The organism is Bradyrhizobium guangdongense, assembly GCF_004114975.1.
Classification (GTDB): Bacteria; Pseudomonadota; Alphaproteobacteria; order Rhizobiales; family Xanthobacteraceae; genus Bradyrhizobium; species Bradyrhizobium guangdongense.
Map to the genome: position 1 here is coordinate 5,788,530 of NZ_CP030051.1, position 18,112 is coordinate 5,806,641.

Genomic DNA, 18,112 nt, shown 5'->3' on the forward strand with positions numbered 1-18,112 from the left:
GACCTGATGAGCACGCTTCTTCTCTCCCACAAGGCCTGCCTCGACCACGTCACGCCACCGGGGCATCCCGAAAGGCCGGATCGCCTGCGCGCCGTCGAGGAAGCGCTGTCGCATGAGCGCTTCCAGTTCCTGGCCCGTGACGTGGCGCCGGAGGGCGATCTCGATCTCGTCACACTGTGCCACAACGAACACTACGTCACCGAACTGCGCCACATCGCGCCGACCAGCGGTCAAGTCTATGTCGACGGCGACACCTCGATGTCCCCAGGCACGTGGGAAGCGGTGATGCGCGGCGTCGGCGGCGCGGTGGCGGCAACCGAAGCCGTGATGAAGGGCGAGCACCGCAACGCCTTCGTCGCCGTGCGCCCGCCCGGCCATCACGCCGAGATCGGCAAGCCGATGGGGTTCTGCTTCTTCGACAACGTCGCGATCGCCGCGCGGCACGCGCAGCGCAAATACGGTATCAAGCGCGCCGCCATCGTCGATTTCGACGTGCATCACGGCAACGGCACGCAGGACATCTTCTGGTCGGATCCATCAGTGATGTACTGCTCGACCCATCAGATGCCGCTGTTTCCGGGCACCGGCGCCAAGGGCGAGCGCGGCGACCACGACACCATCGTCAACGCGCCGCTGGCCTCGGAAGACGGCGGCCCCGAATTCCGCAGCGCGTTCGAGGACCTGATCCTGCCGCGCCTGACGCAATTCAGTCCTGAGCTCCTGATCATTTCGGCCGGCTTCGATGCGCATTACCGCGATCCGCTCGCCTCCTTGAACTTGCGCGCGGAGGATTATGCCTGGGTGACGCGCAAACTGATGGACCTCGCGGACAAGTCCGCCGGCGGGCGCGTTGTTTCTGTGCTCGAAGGCGGCTACGACCTGCAAGGACTAAAAGAATCTGTTACGGCGCATGTCGGCGCCCTGATGGGCGCTTGACGGACCCGCCACATTAAGCCCGCAAAACTCTGCTGTTTTGCATCAGAAGCGAATCGGGCAATCGGAAACTTATATGGCCGAAAATACCCAAGTCGACGTCGGCAGGCTCACCTTCGAGCGCGCGATCGAGGAACTCGAAACGATCGTGAAGCGGCTCGAGGACGGCAAGGTGCCGCTCGAGGAATCCGTCACGATCTACGAGCGCGGCGAAGCCCTGAAACGGCGTTGCGAGGAGCTGTTGCGCCAGGCCGAGGCACGCGTCGACAAGATCACCACCGATGCCGGCGGCCAAGCCACCGGGACCGCGCCGCTCGACGTCCAATAAGGGAACCTCGCCCAGAAGCGGCCGGCTTCGAGCAGCGTGGCTTGCTTTTTCAAGATCACCGCCAGCCGTCTCCCCCCTCTCGGGGCCTCGGTGGTGGGCATCAGAATTGAAGAATTGTCTCGTCGGCGCCTTCCAGCTCCGCGAATCCCGCCAAAATATCTGTCTTTTCGCCCGGAATCCTGCCAAGGAACCGGGCAGAATTGGAACTACCGCCCCGGCGCCGCGATTAACTACATTGGCCCGCCGGTTGCATCTGCATACCCCTAATCAGCCCGGCGGGTTGGCTTTGGCCTCAGCTTTGGTGTAAAGCTGCGCGGAGTGTGGCTTTTTGTTAGCCTTGCCGTGGGGACCGACACCGACGGCAAGCGCCTCAAATCGCTAGTGAAATTGGCTTGGACGGACGAAGCCGATCTACGTGACAGGGATCACAGAGACTGAACCGGAGCGCACTTAAGCTCACCTAAGCTTGAAGACGGGGCATTGCCCCATGCAGGTGGCTCCGACGGTTTAAGGACTCGCGCTGCGCCGATATTGTGCAAACCCATCGCGCACCGGAATAACTTTCCGGCGCTGACAAATTGGAAATCGCCGTGAACGCATACAGCAAGACGCCGCTTCTCGACACCATCCGGACGCCGGAAGACCTGCGCAAGCTCAAGGTCGAGCAGGTTCGCCAGGTCGCTGACGAGCTGCGTCAGGAGACCATCGATGCCGTCTCGGTCACCGGTGGTCACTTCGGTGCAGGTCTTGGCGTGGTCGAGCTCACCACCGCGATCCATTACGTCTTCGATACGCCGCGCGACCGGCTGATCTGGGACGTCGGCCATCAGGCCTATCCCCACAAGATCCTCACCGGACGCCGCGACCGCATCCGCACGCTGCGCACCGGCGGCGGCCTGTCCGGCTTCACCAAGCGCAGCGAGAGCGACTACGACCCGTTCGGCGCGGCACACTCGTCGACCTCGATCTCGGCCGGCCTCGGCATGGCCGTGGCCCGCGATCTTTCCGGCGGCAAGAACAACGTGATCGCGGTCATCGGCGATGGCTCGATGTCGGCAGGCATGGCCTATGAGGCGATGAACAATGCCGGCGCGATGAACTCCCGCCTGATCGTCATCCTCAACGACAACGACATGTCGATCGCTCCGCCGGTCGGCGCCATGAGCGCCTATCTGTCGCGGCTGTACTCCGGCAAGACCTACCGCACGCTGCGCGACGCGGCCAAGCAGATCAACAAGCGCCTGCCCAAGATCATCGCCAACCGTGCCAACCGCGTCGAGGAATATTCCCGCGGCTTCATGATGGACGGCGGCACGCTGTTCGAGGAGCTCGGCTTCTACTATGTCGGCCCGATCGACGGTCACAACCTCGACCATCTGCTGCCCGTGCTGAAGAACGTGCGCGACATGGAGACCGGCCCGATCCTGGTCCACGTCGTGACGCAGAAGGGCAAGGGCTACGGCCCGGCGGAAGCCTCCGCCGACAAGTACCACGCCGTCGTCAAATTCGACGTCGCCACCGGCACGCAGGCCAAGGCCAAGCCGAATGCGCCGGCCTACCAGAACGTGTTCGGTCAGAGCCTCGTCAAGGAAGCGCAGAAGGACGACAAGATCGTCGCCATCACCGCGGCAATGCCGTCGGGCACCGGCGTCGACATCTTCAACAAGGCCTTCCCGGACCGCACGTTCGACGTCGGCATCGCCGAGCAGCATGCGGTGACCTTTGCCGCCGGCCTTGCGACCGAAGGCTACAAGCCGTTCTGCGCCATCTACTCGACCTTCCTGCAGCGCGGCTACGACCAGATCGTGCACGACGTCGCGATCCAGAGCCTGCCCGTCCGCTTCGCCATCGACCGCGCGGGCCTGGTCGGCGCCGACGGCGCCACGCATGCCGGCTCGTTCGATAATGCCTATCTCGGTTGTCTGCCGAACATGGTGATCATGGCGGCGGCCGACGAGGCCGAGCTCGTGCACATGGTGGCGACCCAGGTCGCGATCAACGATCGTCCGAGTTCGGTGCGCTATCCGCGCGGCGAAGGCCGCGGCGTCGAGATGCCCGAGGTCGGCATTCCGCTCGAGATCGGCAAAGGCCGCATGATCCGCCAGGGCAACAAGATCGCCCTGCTCTCGTTCGGCACCCGTCTGGCCGAGTGCGAGAAGGCGGCCGACGAGCTCGCCGCCCATGGTCTGTCCACCTCGATTGCGGATGCGCGCTTCATGAAGCCGCTCGACACCGAGCTGGTGCTCAAGCTCGCCCGAGACCACGACGTGCTGATCACCATCGAGGAAGGTTCGATCGGCGGCTTCGGCTCGCATGTCGCCCAGTACTTGGTCGACCAGGGCGTGCTCGACACCGGCATGGTCAAGTTCCGTTCCATGGTGCTGCCTGACGTGTTCCAGGACCACGACACGCCCGCTGCGATGTACGCCCGCGCCGGTCTCGACGCCAAGGGCATCGTCGCCAAGGTGTTCGAAGCGCTCGGCAAGGACGTGAAGGCCGAGACGGTCAAGCTGGCCTGAGCCATCGGCACACGCGCTGAACCCACCTCTCCCGATGGGAGAGGTGTTACACCGCGCTTGGCATCGGCAGACCACCCCATGAAAATCTATCTGGCAGGCCCGGACGTATTCCTGCCGGACGCGATTGAGATCGGCCGGCAGAAGGCCGCGATCTGTGCCGCACATGGCCTGACCGGCCTCTATCCGCTCGACAACATTGTCGACCTCACAGCGCCTGACGCTTCGCGGCAGATCTTTTGCGGCAACGAGGCGATGATGGACGAGGCTGACGCCATCATCGCCAATCTCACCCCGTTCCGCGGCGCCGGCGCCGATCCCGGCACCGTTTACGAACTCGGCTACATGGCCGGCCGCCGCAAGTTCTGTCTGGCCTATTGCAACGATGGCGCCGCCTATGCCGATCGTGTCGGCCGCTTCATGGCCGTTACCTCCGAGGATGGGCGGTTGGTCGATGCGCTGGGGCTGACGATCGAGGATTTTGGTCTTGTCGACAACCTCATGATGATCCATGCGCTGGAGCTGCACGGCTGTCCTCTGGTGACGCCGGCAGAGCAGCCGGTTGACCTCTGGCATGATCTCGCCGCGTTCGAGACTTGCGTCCGGATGGCAGCCGCGCGATTGATCGCTACATAACACTTCAGTCGCCTTTCGGAGATCCGATGTCCCCTGCCCGCAAGCGCGCGGATGTTCTGCTTGTAGAGCGTGGCCTGTTCGAGAGCCGGGCGCGGGCGCGCGCTGCGATCGAGGCCGGGCTCGTCACGGCCGGCGACAAGCGGGTTGCAAAGCCGTCGGAGACGATCGCCGAGGACGCGGTGATCCAGGCCCAGTCGGCGCATCCCTACGTCTCGCGCGGCGGGGTCAAGCTCGCCGGCGCGCTCGAGCGCTATCCCCTCGATGTCGAGGACCATGTCTGCCTCGACGTCGGCGCATCCACCGGCGGTTTCACCGAGGTGCTGCTGGCCAATGGCGCGAGCCTGGTGTTCGCGATCGACGTCGGTACCAGCCAGCTGCATCCCTCACTGCGCGGTCATCCCAAGATCGTGTCGATGGAGGAGACCGACATCCGCAGCTATGAGGGCAAGCGGCTGCCGGCGCGACCTGATGTGGTGGTCATCGACGTCAGCTTCATCTCGCTCAAGTCGGTGCTTCCCGTGGCGCTGTCGCTGGCGGCGGCGCCGATGAGCCTGCTGGCGCTGATCAAGCCGCAATTCGAAGCCGATCGGAAGCACAACAAGAAGGGCATCATCCGCGATGCCGCCGTGCACCAGGAGATCTGCGACGACATCGCAGCCTTCGCGGCATCACTCGGCTGCACCGAGATCGAGGTGTTTCCATCCTCGATCGCAGGGGGCGACGGCAATATCGAATTCTTCCTGGGCGCGCGCCGTGGTTGAGCGCCTCACGATCGATCACGTCGGCCATCGCGGCGATGGCGTCTCGCTCACCACGGGCGATGCAGTCTACGTGCCCTACACGCTTCGAGGCGAGACTGTGGAGGTGGATCATGTCGTTGGCCATCATCCCGACCGCCGCAAGCTGCTGGCGGTCGATGTCGCAAGCCCCGAACGCGTCGAGCCATTCTGTCCGCATTTCGGCGTCTGCGGAGGCTGCGCGATCCAGCACTGGGCCGCGGAGCCGTATCAGGCCTGGAAACGCAACATCGTGGTCGAGACACTGGCGCAGGCCGGCATCGATTGCGAGGTGGCGCCGCTGGTCGATGCCCATGGCGCCGGCCGCCGTCGCATCACTCTGCATGGCAGGTTCGGCACGCATGACGTGCTGAAGGTCGGCTTCTCGGCAACAAGCTCGCACGATGTCATTCCGATCGATCGCTGCCCGATCCTCGATCCTGCGCTCGAGGGTGCGCTCGATGCCGGGTGGGCTTTGGCCGAACCGTTGACCTCCAGGATGCCGGTGACCAAGCCGCTCGACATCCAGGTCACCGCCACTGCCAACGGCCTCGATGTCGACGTGCGTGGCTCCGGCCCGCTGCCGACCCCGCTGGTCACGGCATTGTCGCGCGTTGCCGAGCAGCATCGCCTGGCGCGACTGACAAGACATGGCGAACTGGTGCTGCAACGCCTGCCGCCGACGGTAAAGATGGGCCGCGCCGAGGTGACGCTGCCGCCGGGCTCGTTCCTGCAAGCCACCGTCGCGGGCGAGGAGACGCTGGCCGCGCTCGTTTCAGAACGGATCGGAAAAGCCAGGGAGGTGCTGGATCTCTTCTGTGGCGTCGGTCCGTTTGCGCTCAGGCTCGCGGAGAAGGCGCGCGTCACCGCTTACGACAACGATGCCGGCGCCATTGCCGCGCTCGCAAAGGCTGCGCGCACACCGGGGCTGAAGCCGATCAAGGCCGAGCCGCGCGACCTGTTCCGCCGTCCGCTGGTGCCCCCTGAGCTGCGCGACTTCGACGCAGCGGTGTTCGATCCGCCGCGCCAGGGCGCGCAGGCGCAGACGCTGAAACTCGCTGCGAGCAAGGTGCCGGTCGTGGTCGCAGTGTCGTGCAATGTCGCCACTTTCGCTCGCGACGCGCGGCTGCTGATCGACGCCGGTTACAAGATCGACGCGGTGGTTCCGGTCGACCAGTTCCGTCACACGCCGCATGTTGAATTGGTGGCGCGGTTTACGCGATGAAGTTTCAGCGCCGCAGCTGACCAATCGCCGGCGACTCGCCCGGCAGCATGTTCGATCGGATATCGCTGTCCATACGGCCGCCGTCCTGCTGGGTGAAGCCGGCTCCGAACGACAGGCTGAGGTTGGAGGTCGGCTTGAATTCGACGCCCGCGAATGCACCGTAACCGGGCGCGGCAGCGGAGGTCAGCGGCGCAACCGAGCTGCCGATGCCGTTACCGTATTTCAGCGTGTCGAAGCCGGCAAAGAACGTCACAGGCGAGCCGCCCGCCGTCTTCATGTTGTAGCCGAACTGGGTGCTGTCGTAGGACAGCGCGCTGAAATTGTTCGCCGGCCCGGTCTGGCTAAAACCGCTCAGACCGAGATTGCCGCTCCGGCTTCCCACAAAGAATCCCGGCCTGGAATCATAGCCGGCGTTGGCATCCCCGGCATTGAAGCTTGGAAAGTTGCCGTAGCTGTCGGCGCTGCCGTCAAAGCCGAAAGCCCCGCCCGGGATCCAATACCGCAAGGGGGCGACTTGCGCACTGGCCGGTGCTCCACTGAAGCAGAGCAACACGAAGAGGGTTGCGAGACCGCAGGAAGGTAGAAGGCTGGGCATTCAGATGACCGTCAGAAAAGTAAATGGATTATACGCCCGGCGTCGTGCGAATACCAGCGACGGCAGGCCGGTGATCGCAGTATCGGGTTCCACGATGACCTGCTGCTCGCGGCCAGCAGCGCCCTTTGTGCCCGCTGAGACCTGTCGAGAGATCGATCGACAATCGCGGGCTGACGCGGTCGAGCGGGAAGCAGCCGTGACCGGCTACGCGGTCCGGTCCACCGAGGACGAGGAATCCGCCGGCGGATATTTCGTCACAGGCACCGTGAAGGATTTGGTGCCGACCTGGTAGATGATCTTGCCGTTCTGCCCGTCGTCCGTCGCAATCTGCGATTGCCCGAACATGATGACGTTCTTGTAGACGATCCCGGTGCCCTGGCGGGTGATGCCGTCGGTCGTGACCACGACCTGCGCTTCATTGCCGTTGACGGAGACCACCTTGAAGCTTGCGCTCTTGCCGTTGTCGGCGGAATAGCCGCCCCAGCTTCCCACCAATCGACTATCGGAGGCCGGCGGCGCCTGCTTTTGAAGCGTCGCAGTCTGCTTGCCGGCACCGCCCACCGAGAACACCAACGCCAGGTTCTTGCCGTCCTTGGTGCCGACCGAGACCCCGCCAAAGCTGATGACCCCGCCCTGGACCTCGCCAATGCCGCGCTCGGTGTGGCCGTTATGAGTGTACTCGACCTGCGCGCGTTGACCGCGGATATTCACCACCTTGAATTCGACGGCTTGGTTGTTGCCCACCCAACTGCCTTTCCAGTCACCGACAAGGGCGCTCTGGTGATATAATCGCTCGTTGGCCGGCGAGATCTGGTTGGTGCTGGATGGAAGGATGGCCATTGGGTTGCTCGTGAACGGGTGCGACAAACCCGCTTTCGTTTGCTACCAGCCATCCCGAGACGCGGGCCGGAAACAAAGAGAAACAATCGGATTAGGGCCATGCATCGGTTAACGAGCGGTTAATTTCGTCCATCGACGGAATGAGGCGAAAAGTCTCAACCGGACCGGCGACTCACCGACCCCAGCGGTCCGACCAGATCTTCTCGCCGATCGTGCAGCTCACGCGCGGCTCCTTGTCCTTGTCGGCAACGTGCACCACCGGACGATCCGGCGTGCGGCCGGCGACCTCCATCAGCAGCTTGGTGCGAATTGCCTCCTTGAACTTCTCGCGCCCCTTGATCGCAATCACGAAGGAGCCGGGACCGCCGATGACGCAATCCTCGTAATAATAATCGAGATTGTCGATATCCATGGTCGAATAGGATGGCTCCTTGACCATGATCGGCAGGCCGTTGATGACGATGCCCTTCTCGAGCGCAGCATCCCGCGCAAGCGTCACCGGGCCGCCATTGTTGTTCGGACCGTCACCGGAAATGTCGATGACGCGACGAAGCCCGTGATAGGGATCCTCGTCGAACAGCGGCATCGCAAATCCGATCGCGCCCGATATCGAGGTGCGCGAGGCGCGTCGGATCGGCGTCTTCATGATCTCGGCCGCAACCGCATCCGCCGTCTCCGGCCCGTCGATGAGGCGCCAGGGGATGATGATCTTCTGGTCGTTTGACGCAGCCCATTCGAAATAGGTTACCGCGATCCTGCCAGCGGGGCCGGCCTTCAGCGCTTGCAAGAACTCCTTGGATTGGATCGCTTGCGCATAACCCTCGCGCTGGATCGCGAGTTCGTCCATGTCCATGGAGTAGGAGACGTCGACCGCGAGGATCAGCTCGACGTCGACCGACTGCGCATCTCCGTCAGCCGCCTGTCGCTGCCGCGACGATTCGAATTTCGACGGTCCGGATTTGGGACCTGGTGCCGCGATGCTCGCGACGTCCCCTCCGGCAAGTACGCCGGACACCAGCACAGCCCCGATCGAGAAAAGCAAGCGCATCGCGGCCTCCCGTCGTATGACGCGATGGTGACACGCAAACGTCCTGCCGCAAAGTGCGAAGATCGCTTGCGCTTCACATTCAGGTTAGAGATTTGCAGGCTAGAGATTGGCAAGCTAGAGATTGGCAACTTGGAGTCTTGGTGCGCCAGCGCGAAATCGCCGCCATGTCGCCACGCTTGCGCCGCCGCACCTTCGCGCCAAGGGACCGCGTGCTGCCCCCACTTGTTCCCTGTGATTTCCATGCTAGGCTGACGACACAGATGGGGATGGAGTCCCCCGACAACCGCCCGGCGGTCGAACAACCGTAATGGGCTGATGACTCCTGCTCGAGGTGAGGCAATGTGCCCTTGCCTTTGGTGGGAGCATGGAGAAGCCCGCCGATGGCGGGTTTTTTGTTGACCGAGACATAAGGGCAGGACGTGACGACGACGACACCTCATGCGCGGACCAAGCTACCCAGGGGAATCTGGGTGCTCGGCTTCGTCTCGATGCTGATGGACGTCTCCTCCGAGATGATCCACGCGCTGCTGCCAGTCTATCTCGTCACCGTGCTCGGCGCCTCCACGCTCACGGTCGGCTTCATCGAGGGCATCGCGGAGGCGACCGCCGCGATCACGAAAATCTTCTCGGGAGCCCTGTCGGATTGGCTCGGCCGCCGGAAGCTGCTTGCCGCGCTCGGCTATGGGCTGGCCGCGGTGACCAAGCCGTTGTTTCCGCTCGCGCCGAGCGTCGGCTGGCTGGTCGCGGCCCGCTTCATCGATCGCGTCGGCAAGGGCATTCGCGGCGCTCCCCGCGACGCGCTGATCGCCGACATCGCGCCCGCCGGCCTGCGCGGCGCGAGCTTCGGCCTGCGGCAATCGCTCGACACCGTCGGCGCCTTTGTCGGGCCACTTTCCGCGATCGGGTTGATGTGGTGGACATCGGATCATTTTGCCGCCGTGTTCTGGGTGGCGGTCGTGCCGGCGTTCTTGTCCTTTGGACTGATTGCGTTCGCAGTCGAGGAGCCGGAACCGGATGCGAGCCGCGAGCCTGCGAAGAACCCGCTCAACGCGGCCGCAATGCGGCAGCTCGGACCGATCTATTGGCGCATCGTCGCGGTCGGCGTCGTCTTCACGCTCGCCCGATTCAGCGAAGCCTTTCTGATCCTGCGCGCCCAGAACATCGGGCTCAATGCAATGTGGGTTCCGGCGGTGCTGGTGCTGATGAACATCGTCTACGCGCTTTCGGCCTATCCGGCCGGCGCGCTGTCGGATCGGATCAACCGGACCGCCCTGCTCGCGCTCGGCCTCGTCGTTCTGGCCTGCGCCGACCTCGCACTCGCGCTGCTGCCTGATCTGACCGGCCTCGCGCTCGGCGTCGTGCTGTGGGGGCTGCATATGGGACTGACCCAAGGCTTGCTCGCGGCCCTCGTCGCCGATACGGCACCCCCAGCGCTGCGCGGCACCGCGTTCGGCTATTTCAATCTGTTCACGGGCCTTGCGATGCTGGCCGCGAGCGTCATCGCCGGTGCGCTGTGGGACGCCTATGGTCCGGTCGGTACGTTCCTTGCCGGACTCGGCTTCACGCTGGCTGCGCTCGTGGGACTGCTCGCAATTGGCAACGGTCTGACGGTGGAGGACAAGGGGTGACGGGGAGCTGTTCATCGTGTTGAGCGGAGTCATCGCAATCATGGTCGGCGGCGCGCTGGGCGGCTGCACCCGCTATCTCGTCTCCGGCGCGATCGCGCGGCGGCTGGGCGAGACCTTTCCCTGGGGCACCATGACCATCAACGTCAGCGGCGCCTTCCTGATCGGCATCCTCGGCGCGCTGGCGACCCATCCCGGCTCGGCGTTCGCCTCGCCCAATCCGTGGCTGTTCGCGGTAACAGGCTTTCTCGGCTGCTACACCACGGTGTCCTCGTTCAGCCTGCAAACGCTGACTCTGGCGCGCAACGGCGAGCCGATGCAGGCCATCGGCAATGTCGTGGCCTCGGTCGCCTTGTGCCTCGCTGCCGTCAGCTGCGGCTTTCTGCTTGCGGACAATCTGGGAGGCTAGCGTCAGATGAAGCTCTCCTCCGCGGACCGCTGGCGCACGGCGATGCTCTATGCCTGGGTTTCCGCCGGCAGCATCGTCGGCGGGCTGACGCGTTATCTGGTGGGGCTTGCGCTCGATACCGGTCCCGGCTTTCCCTTCGCGACCCTGTTCATCAACGCGACAGGCTCACTCATCATCGGCTTCTACGCCACGTTGACCGGCCCCGATGGCCGCATGCTGGCGCGACCGGAGCACCGGCAATTCGTCATGACCGGCTTCTGCGGCGGTTACACCACTTTCTCGACCTTCAGCCTCGAGACCTTCCGCCTGTTTCACGGCGGCATGAAATTCACTGCGCTCGCCTATATCGCCGCGTCCGTCGTCTGCTGGCTGGCGTCGGTATGGGCAGGGCATATGATCGCGAGCCACTACAACCGCTTGACCAGGAGTTGACCATGCAAATCCCCAATCAGGCTGTTTCGCTCCGGATCTTCATCGGCGAGAGCGACCATTGCGACGGCAAGCCGCTCTATGAAGCCATCGTGATGGCAGCGCGCGAGCGACATCTCGCCGGCGCCACCGTGCTGCGCGGCCCGATGGGGTTCGGCAAGTCGAGCCGGCTGCACACCTCGAAGATCCTGCGGCTCTCGGAAGACCTGCCGCTGCTCATCGAGATCGTCGACAGCGAAGACAACATCAACGCATTCCTGCCCATCCTGGATGGCATGATGTCGAGCGGTCTGATCACCTTGGAGAAGGTGCAGGTCCTGCAATATGGTGCCAAGGCCGCGAGCTGATCGCTGCGGCTGGAACCCGAGCCCGCCGTGTCCAGGAGGCGGAATGAACGACACCGTCACGACGCCGAAAACCAGGACGAAGACCAAGGTCGAGCGGCCGAAGCTGCACAAGGTCATCCTGATCAACGACGACTACACGCCGCGTGAGTTCGTCACGATGATCCTGAAGGCCGAATTCCGCATGACCGAGGATCAGGCCTACAAGGTGATGATCACGGCGCACAAGCTCGGCGCTTGCGTGGTCGCGGTGTTCACCAAGGATGTCGCGGAGACCAAGGCCACCCGCGCCACCGATGCCGGCCGTGCCAAGGGCTATCCGCTGCTGTTCACAACCGAGCCGGAGGAATAGGCCGTCAGCTGCGGCGCGCCCGAGCCGTCTTGCGCGAGGTACTCGCGGACGGGCGCTCCTGAACATGGGTCCAGAACGCTTCCGCCGCCGGTGTCAGCCGCGATCTCGGACGGAACACGTGGATCTCGATCGGAATCTCCCACTCCTGTCCGCCGGCCTTCACGAGCTCGCCCGACGCGAGCTGGTCAGCGATCAGGCTTTGCGGAAGCCAGGCCATGCCGCGGCCGGCCTGAACCATGGTGACGAGCAGTTTTGCCAGATGCGACGTGAACGTCGGTTTCAGATGCGCCCCGAGCGGCGAGGCCGAGCGCACCGCGTCGAGAATTTTTCCCATTCCCGATTCCTGACGGTAGCTCAGGACCTGCACCGGTGCGGCCTCCGTTCCCGGCAGCCTGAAGCGCGGGGCCTTGCCTGATCGCGACGCCGGCACGGATGCCGGAATCAAGAAATCATCGCCCACATGGACGGATCGGAACTGAGCCGTCGTCAATGCGCTGACCACGGCCGGGTGATGGTGGCAAAGCAGGAAATGTACCTCGCCGGCGAGCAGCATGCGCTCGCAGGCCTCCATATGGTTGGCGACCAGCTGGACGTTCGGCACGAACGCCAGCGTCGCCTCCACCTGCCGCAACCAATCCGGAAAGAACGTCAGCGACAGCGCGTTGGTCGAGGCGAATTTCAGCACATCCGAGGCGCCGCGCGCCAGCTCCTGCGCCTCGAGGCGGCCGGCGGACAAGCGGCGGATGATGTCCTCGGCGGTCAGGCGGAACGCATCGCCCGCAGCCGTGAGGCTCACCGCGTGCGTCGTGCGCTCGAACAGGGGGGCACCGGCCCACACTTCCAGCGCCTTGATCCTGCGGCTCAGAGCGGGCTGCGATGAATTCCGCTGCTCGGCCGCGCGCGAAAAGCTGCGGGTCGACGCCACCGCAATGAAATCGTGCAGCCAGTTGATCTCCATGAATCGCCCCGCTTATGCAAATTCTGCATAATCATATCATGAGGTGACATTGGATTTCCACTGACCCGGCCTGCACCCTCGAAGAAGTCAATTTCTCGCTGGGAGGCCGAATGTCCGGGCGCACGCTTTACGACAAGCTGATCGATGCGCATGTGGTTCGCCGCCTCGACGATGACGGCCTCGTGCTGCTCTATGTCGATCGCACCGTCCTCAACGAATATACCAGCCCGCAGGCCTTTTCCGGTCTGCGCGCAGCGGGACGGAAAGTCTGGAACCCTTCCGCCGCGTTGATGGTGGTCGACCACGTCAACCCGACCGCCGCCCGCCGCACGCGGCAGATGCCGGACGCGGATGCCGCGCGGCAGGTGGATTATTTCGCCGACAATGCGCGCGATTTCGGCATCGAATATTTCGACATCCTCGATCCGCGCCAGGGCATCGAGCATGTCGTCGCGCCCGAACAGGGCCTAGTGATGCCAGGCATGGTGATAGCCGCCGGCGACAGCCACACCACCGCCTATGGCGCCTTCGGCGCGCTCGGCTACGGCATCGGTACCTCCGACATCGAGCATTATCTGGCGACCTCGACGGTGCGTTACCGCCGCCTCAAGACGATGCTCATCAATGTGATCGGACGTCCGCCGCTCGGGGTCACGCCAAAGGACCTCGTCATGGAGATCATCCGGCGCATCGGTGCCGATGGCGCCGCCGGCTATGCCGTTGAGTTCGCCGGTCCTGCCGTGACCGCGATGAGCGTCGAGGGACGCATCGTGATGTTGATCATGATCGTCGAGGCCGGCGCGCGGGGCGTCGTCATCGCGCCCGACCAGAAGGTGCTCGCGTATCTCGAGGGAAGACCGCGCGCACCGAAAGGCGAAATGTGGGAGCGCGCCGCCAATGCCTGGCTGCAGCTTCGCTCCGATTCCGACGCCCGCTTCGACCGGGAGATAACGCTCGAGGCCGGCGAGGTCGCACCGCTGGTGACGTGGGGCACGAGCCCGGACCAGGCGATCGCCGTGACCGACCGCGTCCCGGATCCCGACAGCCACGTCGCAGGACAGCGCAAGGCAGCAGCCGCGCGCGCGCTCGCCTATATGGGCCTGAGGCCGGGAACACCGATCCAGTCGGTACCGATCGACTTCGCTTTCATCGGCTCCTGCACCAATTCACGCATCGAGGATCTGCGCGATGCGGCGAAGATCTTCAGGGGGCGTCATGTCGCATCGGGCGTTCGCGCCATCGTCGTCCCCGGCTCGACGCAGGTCCGCGCTCAGGCCGAGGCGGAAGGGATCGCGCAAATCCTGATCGATGCAGGTGTGGAGTGGCGACAGTCCGGCTGCTCGATGTGCCTTGCCATGAACGACGACATCCTTGCACCGGGACAGCGCTCGGCCTCCTCGACCAATCGCAATTTCGAAGGTCGCCAGGGACCCGGCGCCCGGACGCATCTGATGAGCCCCGCGATGGTCGCGGCCGCCGCGGTTACGGGCCGCATCACCGACGTGCGCAGCCTGATCGGGGGAGATTTGCCATGACGCCTTTCCGTTGCGTCTCGGGAGCCGCCGCGCCGATGACGACGCCGAATATCGACACCGACGTGATCATGCCAAAGATGTTCCTGAAGGGCGTCGATCGCAGCGGCCTCGGCGAAGGCGCCTTCCACCTGCTCCGCTTCATCGAGGACAAGCCCAATCCCGGCTTCGTGCTGAACCGGGATGGCTATCGCGACACTTGCTTCCTCGTGGTCGGCCCAAATTTCGGCTGCGGATCGAGCCGCGAGCATGCCGTGTGGGGCCTTCAACAGCTCGGCATTCGCGCCCTGATCGGCACCAGCTTCGCCGGGATCTTCAACGACAATTGCGCCAATAACGGCTTGCTGACGATCAGCCTCGATGCAGCCACGGTCGGCACGCTCGCCGAGATCGTCGCGGATCCCGGGAGCAACAGGCTCACGGTCGATCTCGAGCAGCAGATCATCCGCGTCGATGGTGGCGGCAATATCCCCTTCGCGATCGAACCAGCCCGGAAGGAGGCCTTTCTCACGGGACGCGATGCGATCAGCTCGACGCTCGCCTTTGCCGATGACATCCGCACCTTCGAGGTGCGGCACCGGGCGGACAATCCCTGGTTCTGAGTCCGCGCACGCAATCAAGAAAACGAAACGACACAAGGGAGGCAATCTTGACCGACACCGCCATCAAGGTCGAGGACGCGGCGGAACCATCCGCGCTCGCCGCGCTGAAAATCGGCCCGCTGCCGATCACCGTCTATGTTCCCGCAGCCCTGGTCTGCGCCGCCGCGGTCTACTCGGGAAAGCTGCCGAATGACGTGATCGGCGGGCTCTCGGTGCTGATGCTGCTCGGCTTCCTCTTGGGCAAGCTCGGCCAGACCATCCCGCTTCTGAAGCGGATCGGCGGCACGGCCATCATGTGCCTGTTCGTGCCGGCGGCGCTGGTCGCCTACGGCCTGATGCCGGAGACGGCGCTCAAGGCAATGGCGACGACGTTCCGCACCGCTAACTTCCAGTACTTCTTCATTGCCTGCCTCGTCGCCGGCTCGATTCTCGGCATGCCGCATCGCGTGCTGGTGCAGGGATTCCTCCGCATGTTCGTGCCGCTGCTGGTCGGCACGCTCAGCGCCATCGCGATCGGCGTCACGGTCGGACTGCTGTTCGGCCACAGCCCGAAGGAGACGTTCTTCTTCGTAATCATCCCGATCATCGGCGGCGGTCTCGCCGAAGGCGTGCTGCCACTGTCGATCGCCTATGCGGAGATGCTGCACCGGCCGCAAGGAGAGCTGGTGGCGCAGATGGTCCCGGCGGCGCTGCTCGGCAACGTCGTCGCCATCGTCGCGGCGGGCTTGCTCGCGCGCCTCGCGGAGAAGCGGCGCGATCTCAACGGCCGGGGCATGCTGGTCAAGACAGGCGACGACGACATTCTCGGTCCCGCGCGTTCGGACCATCCGATCGATCTCGGCCTCCTGGGCGCGGGCATCGTGCTGTCCTGCGTGCTGTTCGTGCTCGGCATGGTGCTCGCGCCCTATACCGGCATTCCCGGCCCGATCCTGATGATCATCGCGGCCGTCGCGCTCAAGCTGACAAAATTGCTGCCGGCTGAGATGGAGCTCGGCGCCTACCAGATCAACAAATTCATGTCGACCAATCTCACCTTCGCGATCCTGGTGGCGATGGGAGCGTTGCTGGTGTCGTGGCAACAGCTCGTGGCATCCTTCAATCCCGGCTACATCGCGATCTGCACGACGACGGTGCTGGCAATGGTCACCTCCGGCTTCTTCGTCGGAAAGTGGCTGAACATGTATCCGGTCGAGGCCGCGATCGTCACCGCCTGCCATTCGGGACTGGGCGGCACCGGCGACATTCTCGGCGCTGCGGACCGCATGGGTCTGATGGCCTTCGCCCAGATTGCAACCCGCGTCGGCGGCGCCATCATGATCGTGATCGCAACGTTGGCGATGAAGGTCGTGTATTGAAATGCATCACGCGGTGGCAGGCAATCGCGCTTGCCGCCACGTCACGCCATCACCACCGGCGTCTCCTCCGCGATGCGAAGCGGGCTCTTGGCGAACTCCGGAGTCTGCAGAATCTCGAAATCGACGGTGCCCATTTCGACCTTCTGGCCTTCGCGCCAGATGAAGTTGCGGCCGAAAATTTCCGGATGCAGCGTGCGGATGAAGATACCGAACCGCGCCAGCGGCAGGCCGGCATCGACCAGCTGCTCGCAGACGGCGGCGATCATGTCGGCCGAAGTCCCCGAGGTCTTCGCCCCCTCGATCAGCCAGTTCAAGACACGCTGGAGCCCGGATCTGTCCATGGCCGCATTTGCGGACGAAGCTGTCGCAACGTCAAGCTGCGCGCTGGGCTAGTACCGCAATATGCCGCGTCGTCGGCAGTGCTCCACCTCTCCCGACGGGGAGAGGTGAAGAGATTGCCGCGTCTAGCGCCCCACCTGCCCGCGGTCGCGCAGGAAGTGATCGGCCAGCACACAGGCCATCATGGCTTCGCCGACCGGGACGGCGCGGATGCCGACGCAGGGGTCGTGGCGGCCCTTGGTGAATATCTCGGTATTGGTGCCCTTGCGATCGACGGTCAGGCGCGGCTGAAGGATCGATGAGGTCGGCTTCACCGCGAAACGCACCACGATCGGCTGTCCCGTGGAGATGCCGCCCAGAATGCCGCCGGCATGGTTGGACAGGAAGCGCGTGCCGTCATTGCCGGTGCGCATCTCGTCGGCATTTTCTTCACCCGTGAGCTCGGCTGCGCCAAAGCCGGCGCCGATCTCGACGCCCTTTACGGCGTTGATGGTCATCATCGCGCCGGCGAGATCGGAATCGAGCTTGGCGTAGATCGGGGCACCAAGACCTGCCGGCACGCCCTCGGCAACGATCTCGAGCACCGCACCGATCGACGAGCCGCTCTTGCGGATGCCGTCGAGATAGGTCTCGAAGAACGCGGCCTTGTCCTTGTCAGGACAGAAGAACGGATTTTTGGCAATCTCGTCCCAGTCCCACTTTTCGCGGTCGATCTTGTACGGCCCGATCTGCACCAGCGCGCCGCGCACCCTCACATCCGGCAGCACCTTGCGCGCGATCGCACCGGCGGCGACGCGCATCGCGGTCTCGCGCGCCGAGGAACGGCCACCGCCGCGATAGTCGCGCAGGCCATACTTGGCTTCGTAGGTGAAGTCCGCATGACCGGGGCGAAACTTATCCTTAATCTCCGAATAGTCCTTCGAGCGCTGGTCGGTGTTCTCGATCAGAAGGCCGATCGGCGTGCCCGTCGTCACCTGCACGCCGGTCTCCGGGTGCGCCATCACGCCGGACAGGATCTTGACCTGGTCCGGCTCCTGACGCTGGGTGGTGAAGCGCGACTGGCCCGGCTTGCGGCGATCGAGGTCCCGCTGGATGTCAGCCTCGGTGAGCGGGATCATCGGCGGGCAGCCGTCGACCACGCAGCCGATCGCCACGCCATGGCTTTCGCCGAAGGTGGTGACGCGGAACATGTGGCCGAAGGTGTTGAAGGACATACCGGATCGCCGCCTACGTTGGATGGCAACGTTTTTGTTGCAACTCAACGTGACGT

19 protein-coding genes, 1 pseudogene and 1 riboswitch are annotated in these 18,112 nt (G+C 64.3%); of the genes and pseudogenes, 14 read left to right on the top strand and 6 right to left on the bottom strand.

Annotated elements, in window-relative coordinates:
• Window positions 1-6: 6 nt before the first annotated feature.
• From X265_RS27570 to X265_RS27595, 6 genes are all read left to right on the top strand, one after another.
• A complete protein-coding gene (locus tag X265_RS27570) occupies window positions 7-936 on the top strand; it encodes a histone deacetylase family protein (RefSeq protein ID WP_128967683.1) in 930 nt (309 codons plus the stop codon).
• 73 nt (window positions 937-1,009) lie between these two features.
• A complete protein-coding gene (locus tag X265_RS27575; RefSeq protein WP_128967684.1) occupies window positions 1,010-1,261 on the top strand; it encodes an exodeoxyribonuclease VII small subunit in 252 nt (83 codons plus the stop codon).
• A 590-nt stretch (window positions 1,262-1,851) separates the two neighbouring features.
• Window positions 1,852-3,780, top strand: coding sequence for a 1-deoxy-D-xylulose-5-phosphate synthase (dxs, locus tag X265_RS27580; protein WP_128967685.1), 1,929 nt, complete (start codon window positions 1,852-1,854; stop codon window positions 3,778-3,780).
• A gap of 78 nt (window positions 3,781-3,858) precedes the next feature.
• Window positions 3,859-4,413, top strand: coding sequence for a nucleoside 2-deoxyribosyltransferase (locus X265_RS27585; RefSeq protein ID WP_128967686.1), 555 nt, complete (start codon window positions 3,859-3,861; stop codon window positions 4,411-4,413).
• Window positions 4,414-4,439: 26 nt separating this feature from the next.
• Window positions 4,440-5,174 carry a TlyA family RNA methyltransferase gene (locus X265_RS27590; RefSeq protein WP_128967687.1) on the top strand — a complete coding sequence of 245 codons (735 nt, stop codon included), beginning with the start codon at window positions 4,440-4,442 and terminating at the stop codon, window positions 5,172-5,174.
• A complete protein-coding gene (locus X265_RS27595) occupies window positions 5,167-6,414 on the top strand; it encodes a class I SAM-dependent RNA methyltransferase (RefSeq protein WP_128967688.1) in 1,248 nt (415 codons plus the stop codon). The genes X265_RS27590 and X265_RS27595 overlap by 8 nt, the downstream gene beginning before the upstream one ends.
• A gap of 4 nt (window positions 6,415-6,418) precedes the next feature.
• On the opposite strand, the gene X265_RS27600 is transcribed toward X265_RS27595, so the two are convergent.
• The 3 genes from X265_RS27600 to X265_RS27610 form a co-directional block, all read right to left on the bottom strand.
• Complete coding sequence (locus tag X265_RS27600; RefSeq protein ID WP_128967689.1) at window positions 6,419-7,009, bottom strand: porin family protein; 591 nt, start codon at window positions 7,007-7,009, stop codon at window positions 6,419-6,421.
• Between the two features lie 204 nt (window positions 7,010-7,213).
• Complete coding sequence (locus X265_RS27605; protein WP_128967690.1) at window positions 7,214-7,849, bottom strand: hypothetical protein; 636 nt, start codon at window positions 7,847-7,849, stop codon at window positions 7,214-7,216.
• A 172-nt stretch (window positions 7,850-8,021) separates the two neighbouring features.
• Window positions 8,022-8,897 (bottom strand): DUF1194 domain-containing protein, encoded by an 876-nt coding sequence (locus X265_RS27610; protein ID WP_128967691.1) that lies wholly within the window; start codon window positions 8,895-8,897, stop codon window positions 8,022-8,024.
• 253 nt (window positions 8,898-9,150) lie between these two features.
• Window positions 9,151-9,229, top strand: a riboswitch (Fluoride riboswitch).
• An 87-nt stretch (window positions 9,230-9,316) separates the two neighbouring features.
• Between X265_RS27610 and X265_RS27615 the strand changes: the two genes are divergently transcribed.
• From X265_RS27615 to clpS, 5 genes are read left to right on the top strand one after another with little or no spacing between them, the layout of a single operon-like run.
• Entirely contained in the window at window positions 9,317-10,525 is a 1,209-nt protein-coding gene (locus tag X265_RS27615; protein WP_128967692.1) for an MFS transporter, read from the top strand.
• 16 nt (window positions 10,526-10,541) lie between these two features.
• Entirely contained in the window at window positions 10,542-10,931 is a 390-nt protein-coding gene (crcB, locus tag X265_RS27620) for a fluoride efflux transporter CrcB (protein ID WP_128967693.1), read from the top strand.
• A gap of 6 nt (window positions 10,932-10,937) precedes the next feature.
• Window positions 10,938-11,363 (top strand): fluoride efflux transporter CrcB, encoded by a 426-nt coding sequence (gene crcB, locus X265_RS27625; RefSeq protein ID WP_128967694.1) that lies wholly within the window; start codon window positions 10,938-10,940, stop codon window positions 11,361-11,363.
• A 2-nt stretch (window positions 11,364-11,365) separates the two neighbouring features.
• Window positions 11,366-11,707 (top strand): DUF190 domain-containing protein, encoded by a 342-nt coding sequence (locus X265_RS27630; RefSeq protein ID WP_128967695.1) that lies wholly within the window; start codon window positions 11,366-11,368, stop codon window positions 11,705-11,707.
• Between the two features lie 43 nt (window positions 11,708-11,750).
• Entirely contained in the window at window positions 11,751-12,056 is a 306-nt protein-coding gene (gene clpS, locus X265_RS27635) for an ATP-dependent Clp protease adapter ClpS (RefSeq protein ID WP_128967696.1), read from the top strand.
• 4 nt (window positions 12,057-12,060) lie between these two features.
• Here the strand turns inward: clpS and X265_RS27640 are convergent, their stop codons facing one another.
• A complete protein-coding gene (locus X265_RS27640; protein WP_128967697.1) occupies window positions 12,061-13,014 on the bottom strand; it encodes a LysR family transcriptional regulator in 954 nt (317 codons plus the stop codon).
• A 110-nt stretch (window positions 13,015-13,124) separates the two neighbouring features.
• On the opposite strand from X265_RS27640, the gene leuC reads away from it, so the two are divergent.
• From leuC to X265_RS27655, 3 genes are read left to right on the top strand one after another with little or no spacing between them, the layout of a single operon-like run.
• Window positions 13,125-14,549: a 3-isopropylmalate dehydratase large subunit gene (gene leuC, locus X265_RS27645; protein ID WP_128967698.1), complete on the top strand. Its 1,425-nt coding sequence runs from the start codon at window positions 13,125-13,127 to the stop codon at window positions 14,547-14,549.
• Window positions 14,546-15,148, top strand: a complete 603-nt coding sequence (gene leuD / locus X265_RS27650; RefSeq protein ID WP_128967699.1) for a 3-isopropylmalate dehydratase small subunit — start codon at window positions 14,546-14,548, stop codon at window positions 15,146-15,148. Before leuC ends, leuD begins: the two co-directional genes overlap by 4 nt.
• Before the next feature lie 47 nt (window positions 15,149-15,195).
• The gene (locus tag X265_RS27655) at window positions 15,196-16,503 is read left to right on the top strand and encodes a 2-hydroxycarboxylate transporter family protein (RefSeq protein WP_128967700.1); all 1,308 of its coding nucleotides are present in this window, start codon (window positions 15,196-15,198) and stop codon (window positions 16,501-16,503) included.
• Window positions 16,504-16,565: 62 nt separating this feature from the next.
• Here X265_RS27655 and X265_RS27660 read toward each other — a convergent pair.
• Together X265_RS27660 and aroC are read right to left on the bottom strand one after the other, a co-directional pair.
• Window positions 16,566-16,844 (bottom strand): annotated as a pseudogene (locus X265_RS27660) (adenylate/guanylate cyclase domain-containing protein); the annotation flags it as partial.
• A 123-nt stretch (window positions 16,845-16,967) separates the two neighbouring features.
• Entirely contained in the window at window positions 16,968-18,056 is a 1,089-nt protein-coding gene (gene aroC / locus X265_RS27665) for a chorismate synthase (RefSeq protein WP_128967701.1), read from the bottom strand.
• Window positions 18,057-18,112: the final 56 nt, after the last annotated feature.

Excerpts from the sequence above, each read along its gene's own strand:
- X265_RS27610 (WP_128967691.1), bottom strand. The coding sequence starts at position 8,897 with ATGCGCTTGCTTTTCTCGATCGGGGCTGTGCTGGTGTCCGGCGTACTT.
- X265_RS27600 (WP_128967689.1), bottom strand. The coding sequence starts at position 7,009 with ATGCCCAGCCTTCTACCTTCCTGCGGTCTCGCAACCCTCTTCGTGTTG.
- X265_RS27590 (WP_128967687.1), top strand. The coding sequence starts at position 4,440 with ATGTCCCCTGCCCGCAAGCGCGCGGATGTTCTGCTTGTAGAGCGTGGC.
- X265_RS27630 (WP_128967695.1), top strand. The coding sequence starts at position 11,366 with ATGCAAATCCCCAATCAGGCTGTTTCGCTCCGGATCTTCATCGGCGAG.
- X265_RS27570 (WP_128967683.1), top strand. The coding sequence starts at position 7 with ATGAGCACGCTTCTTCTCTCCCACAAGGCCTGCCTCGACCACGTCACG.
- X265_RS27605 (WP_128967690.1), bottom strand. The coding sequence starts at position 7,849 with ATGGCCATCCTTCCATCCAGCACCAACCAGATCTCGCCGGCCAACGAG.
- leuD (WP_128967699.1), top strand. The coding sequence starts at position 14,546 with ATGACGCCTTTCCGTTGCGTCTCGGGAGCCGCCGCGCCGATGACGACG.
- X265_RS27575 (WP_128967684.1), top strand. The coding sequence starts at position 1,010 with ATGGCCGAAAATACCCAAGTCGACGTCGGCAGGCTCACCTTCGAGCGC.
- X265_RS27640 (WP_128967697.1), bottom strand. The coding sequence starts at position 13,014 with ATGGAGATCAACTGGCTGCACGATTTCATTGCGGTGGCGTCGACCCGC.
- X265_RS27585 (WP_128967686.1), top strand. The coding sequence starts at position 3,859 with ATGAAAATCTATCTGGCAGGCCCGGACGTATTCCTGCCGGACGCGATT.
- clpS (WP_128967696.1), top strand. The coding sequence starts at position 11,751 with ATGAACGACACCGTCACGACGCCGAAAACCAGGACGAAGACCAAGGTC.
- aroC (WP_128967701.1), bottom strand. The coding sequence starts at position 18,056 with ATGTCCTTCAACACCTTCGGCCACATGTTCCGCGTCACCACCTTCGGC.
- crcB (WP_128967694.1), top strand. The coding sequence starts at position 10,938 with ATGAAGCTCTCCTCCGCGGACCGCTGGCGCACGGCGATGCTCTATGCC.
- leuC (WP_128967698.1), top strand. The coding sequence starts at position 13,125 with ATGTCCGGGCGCACGCTTTACGACAAGCTGATCGATGCGCATGTGGTT.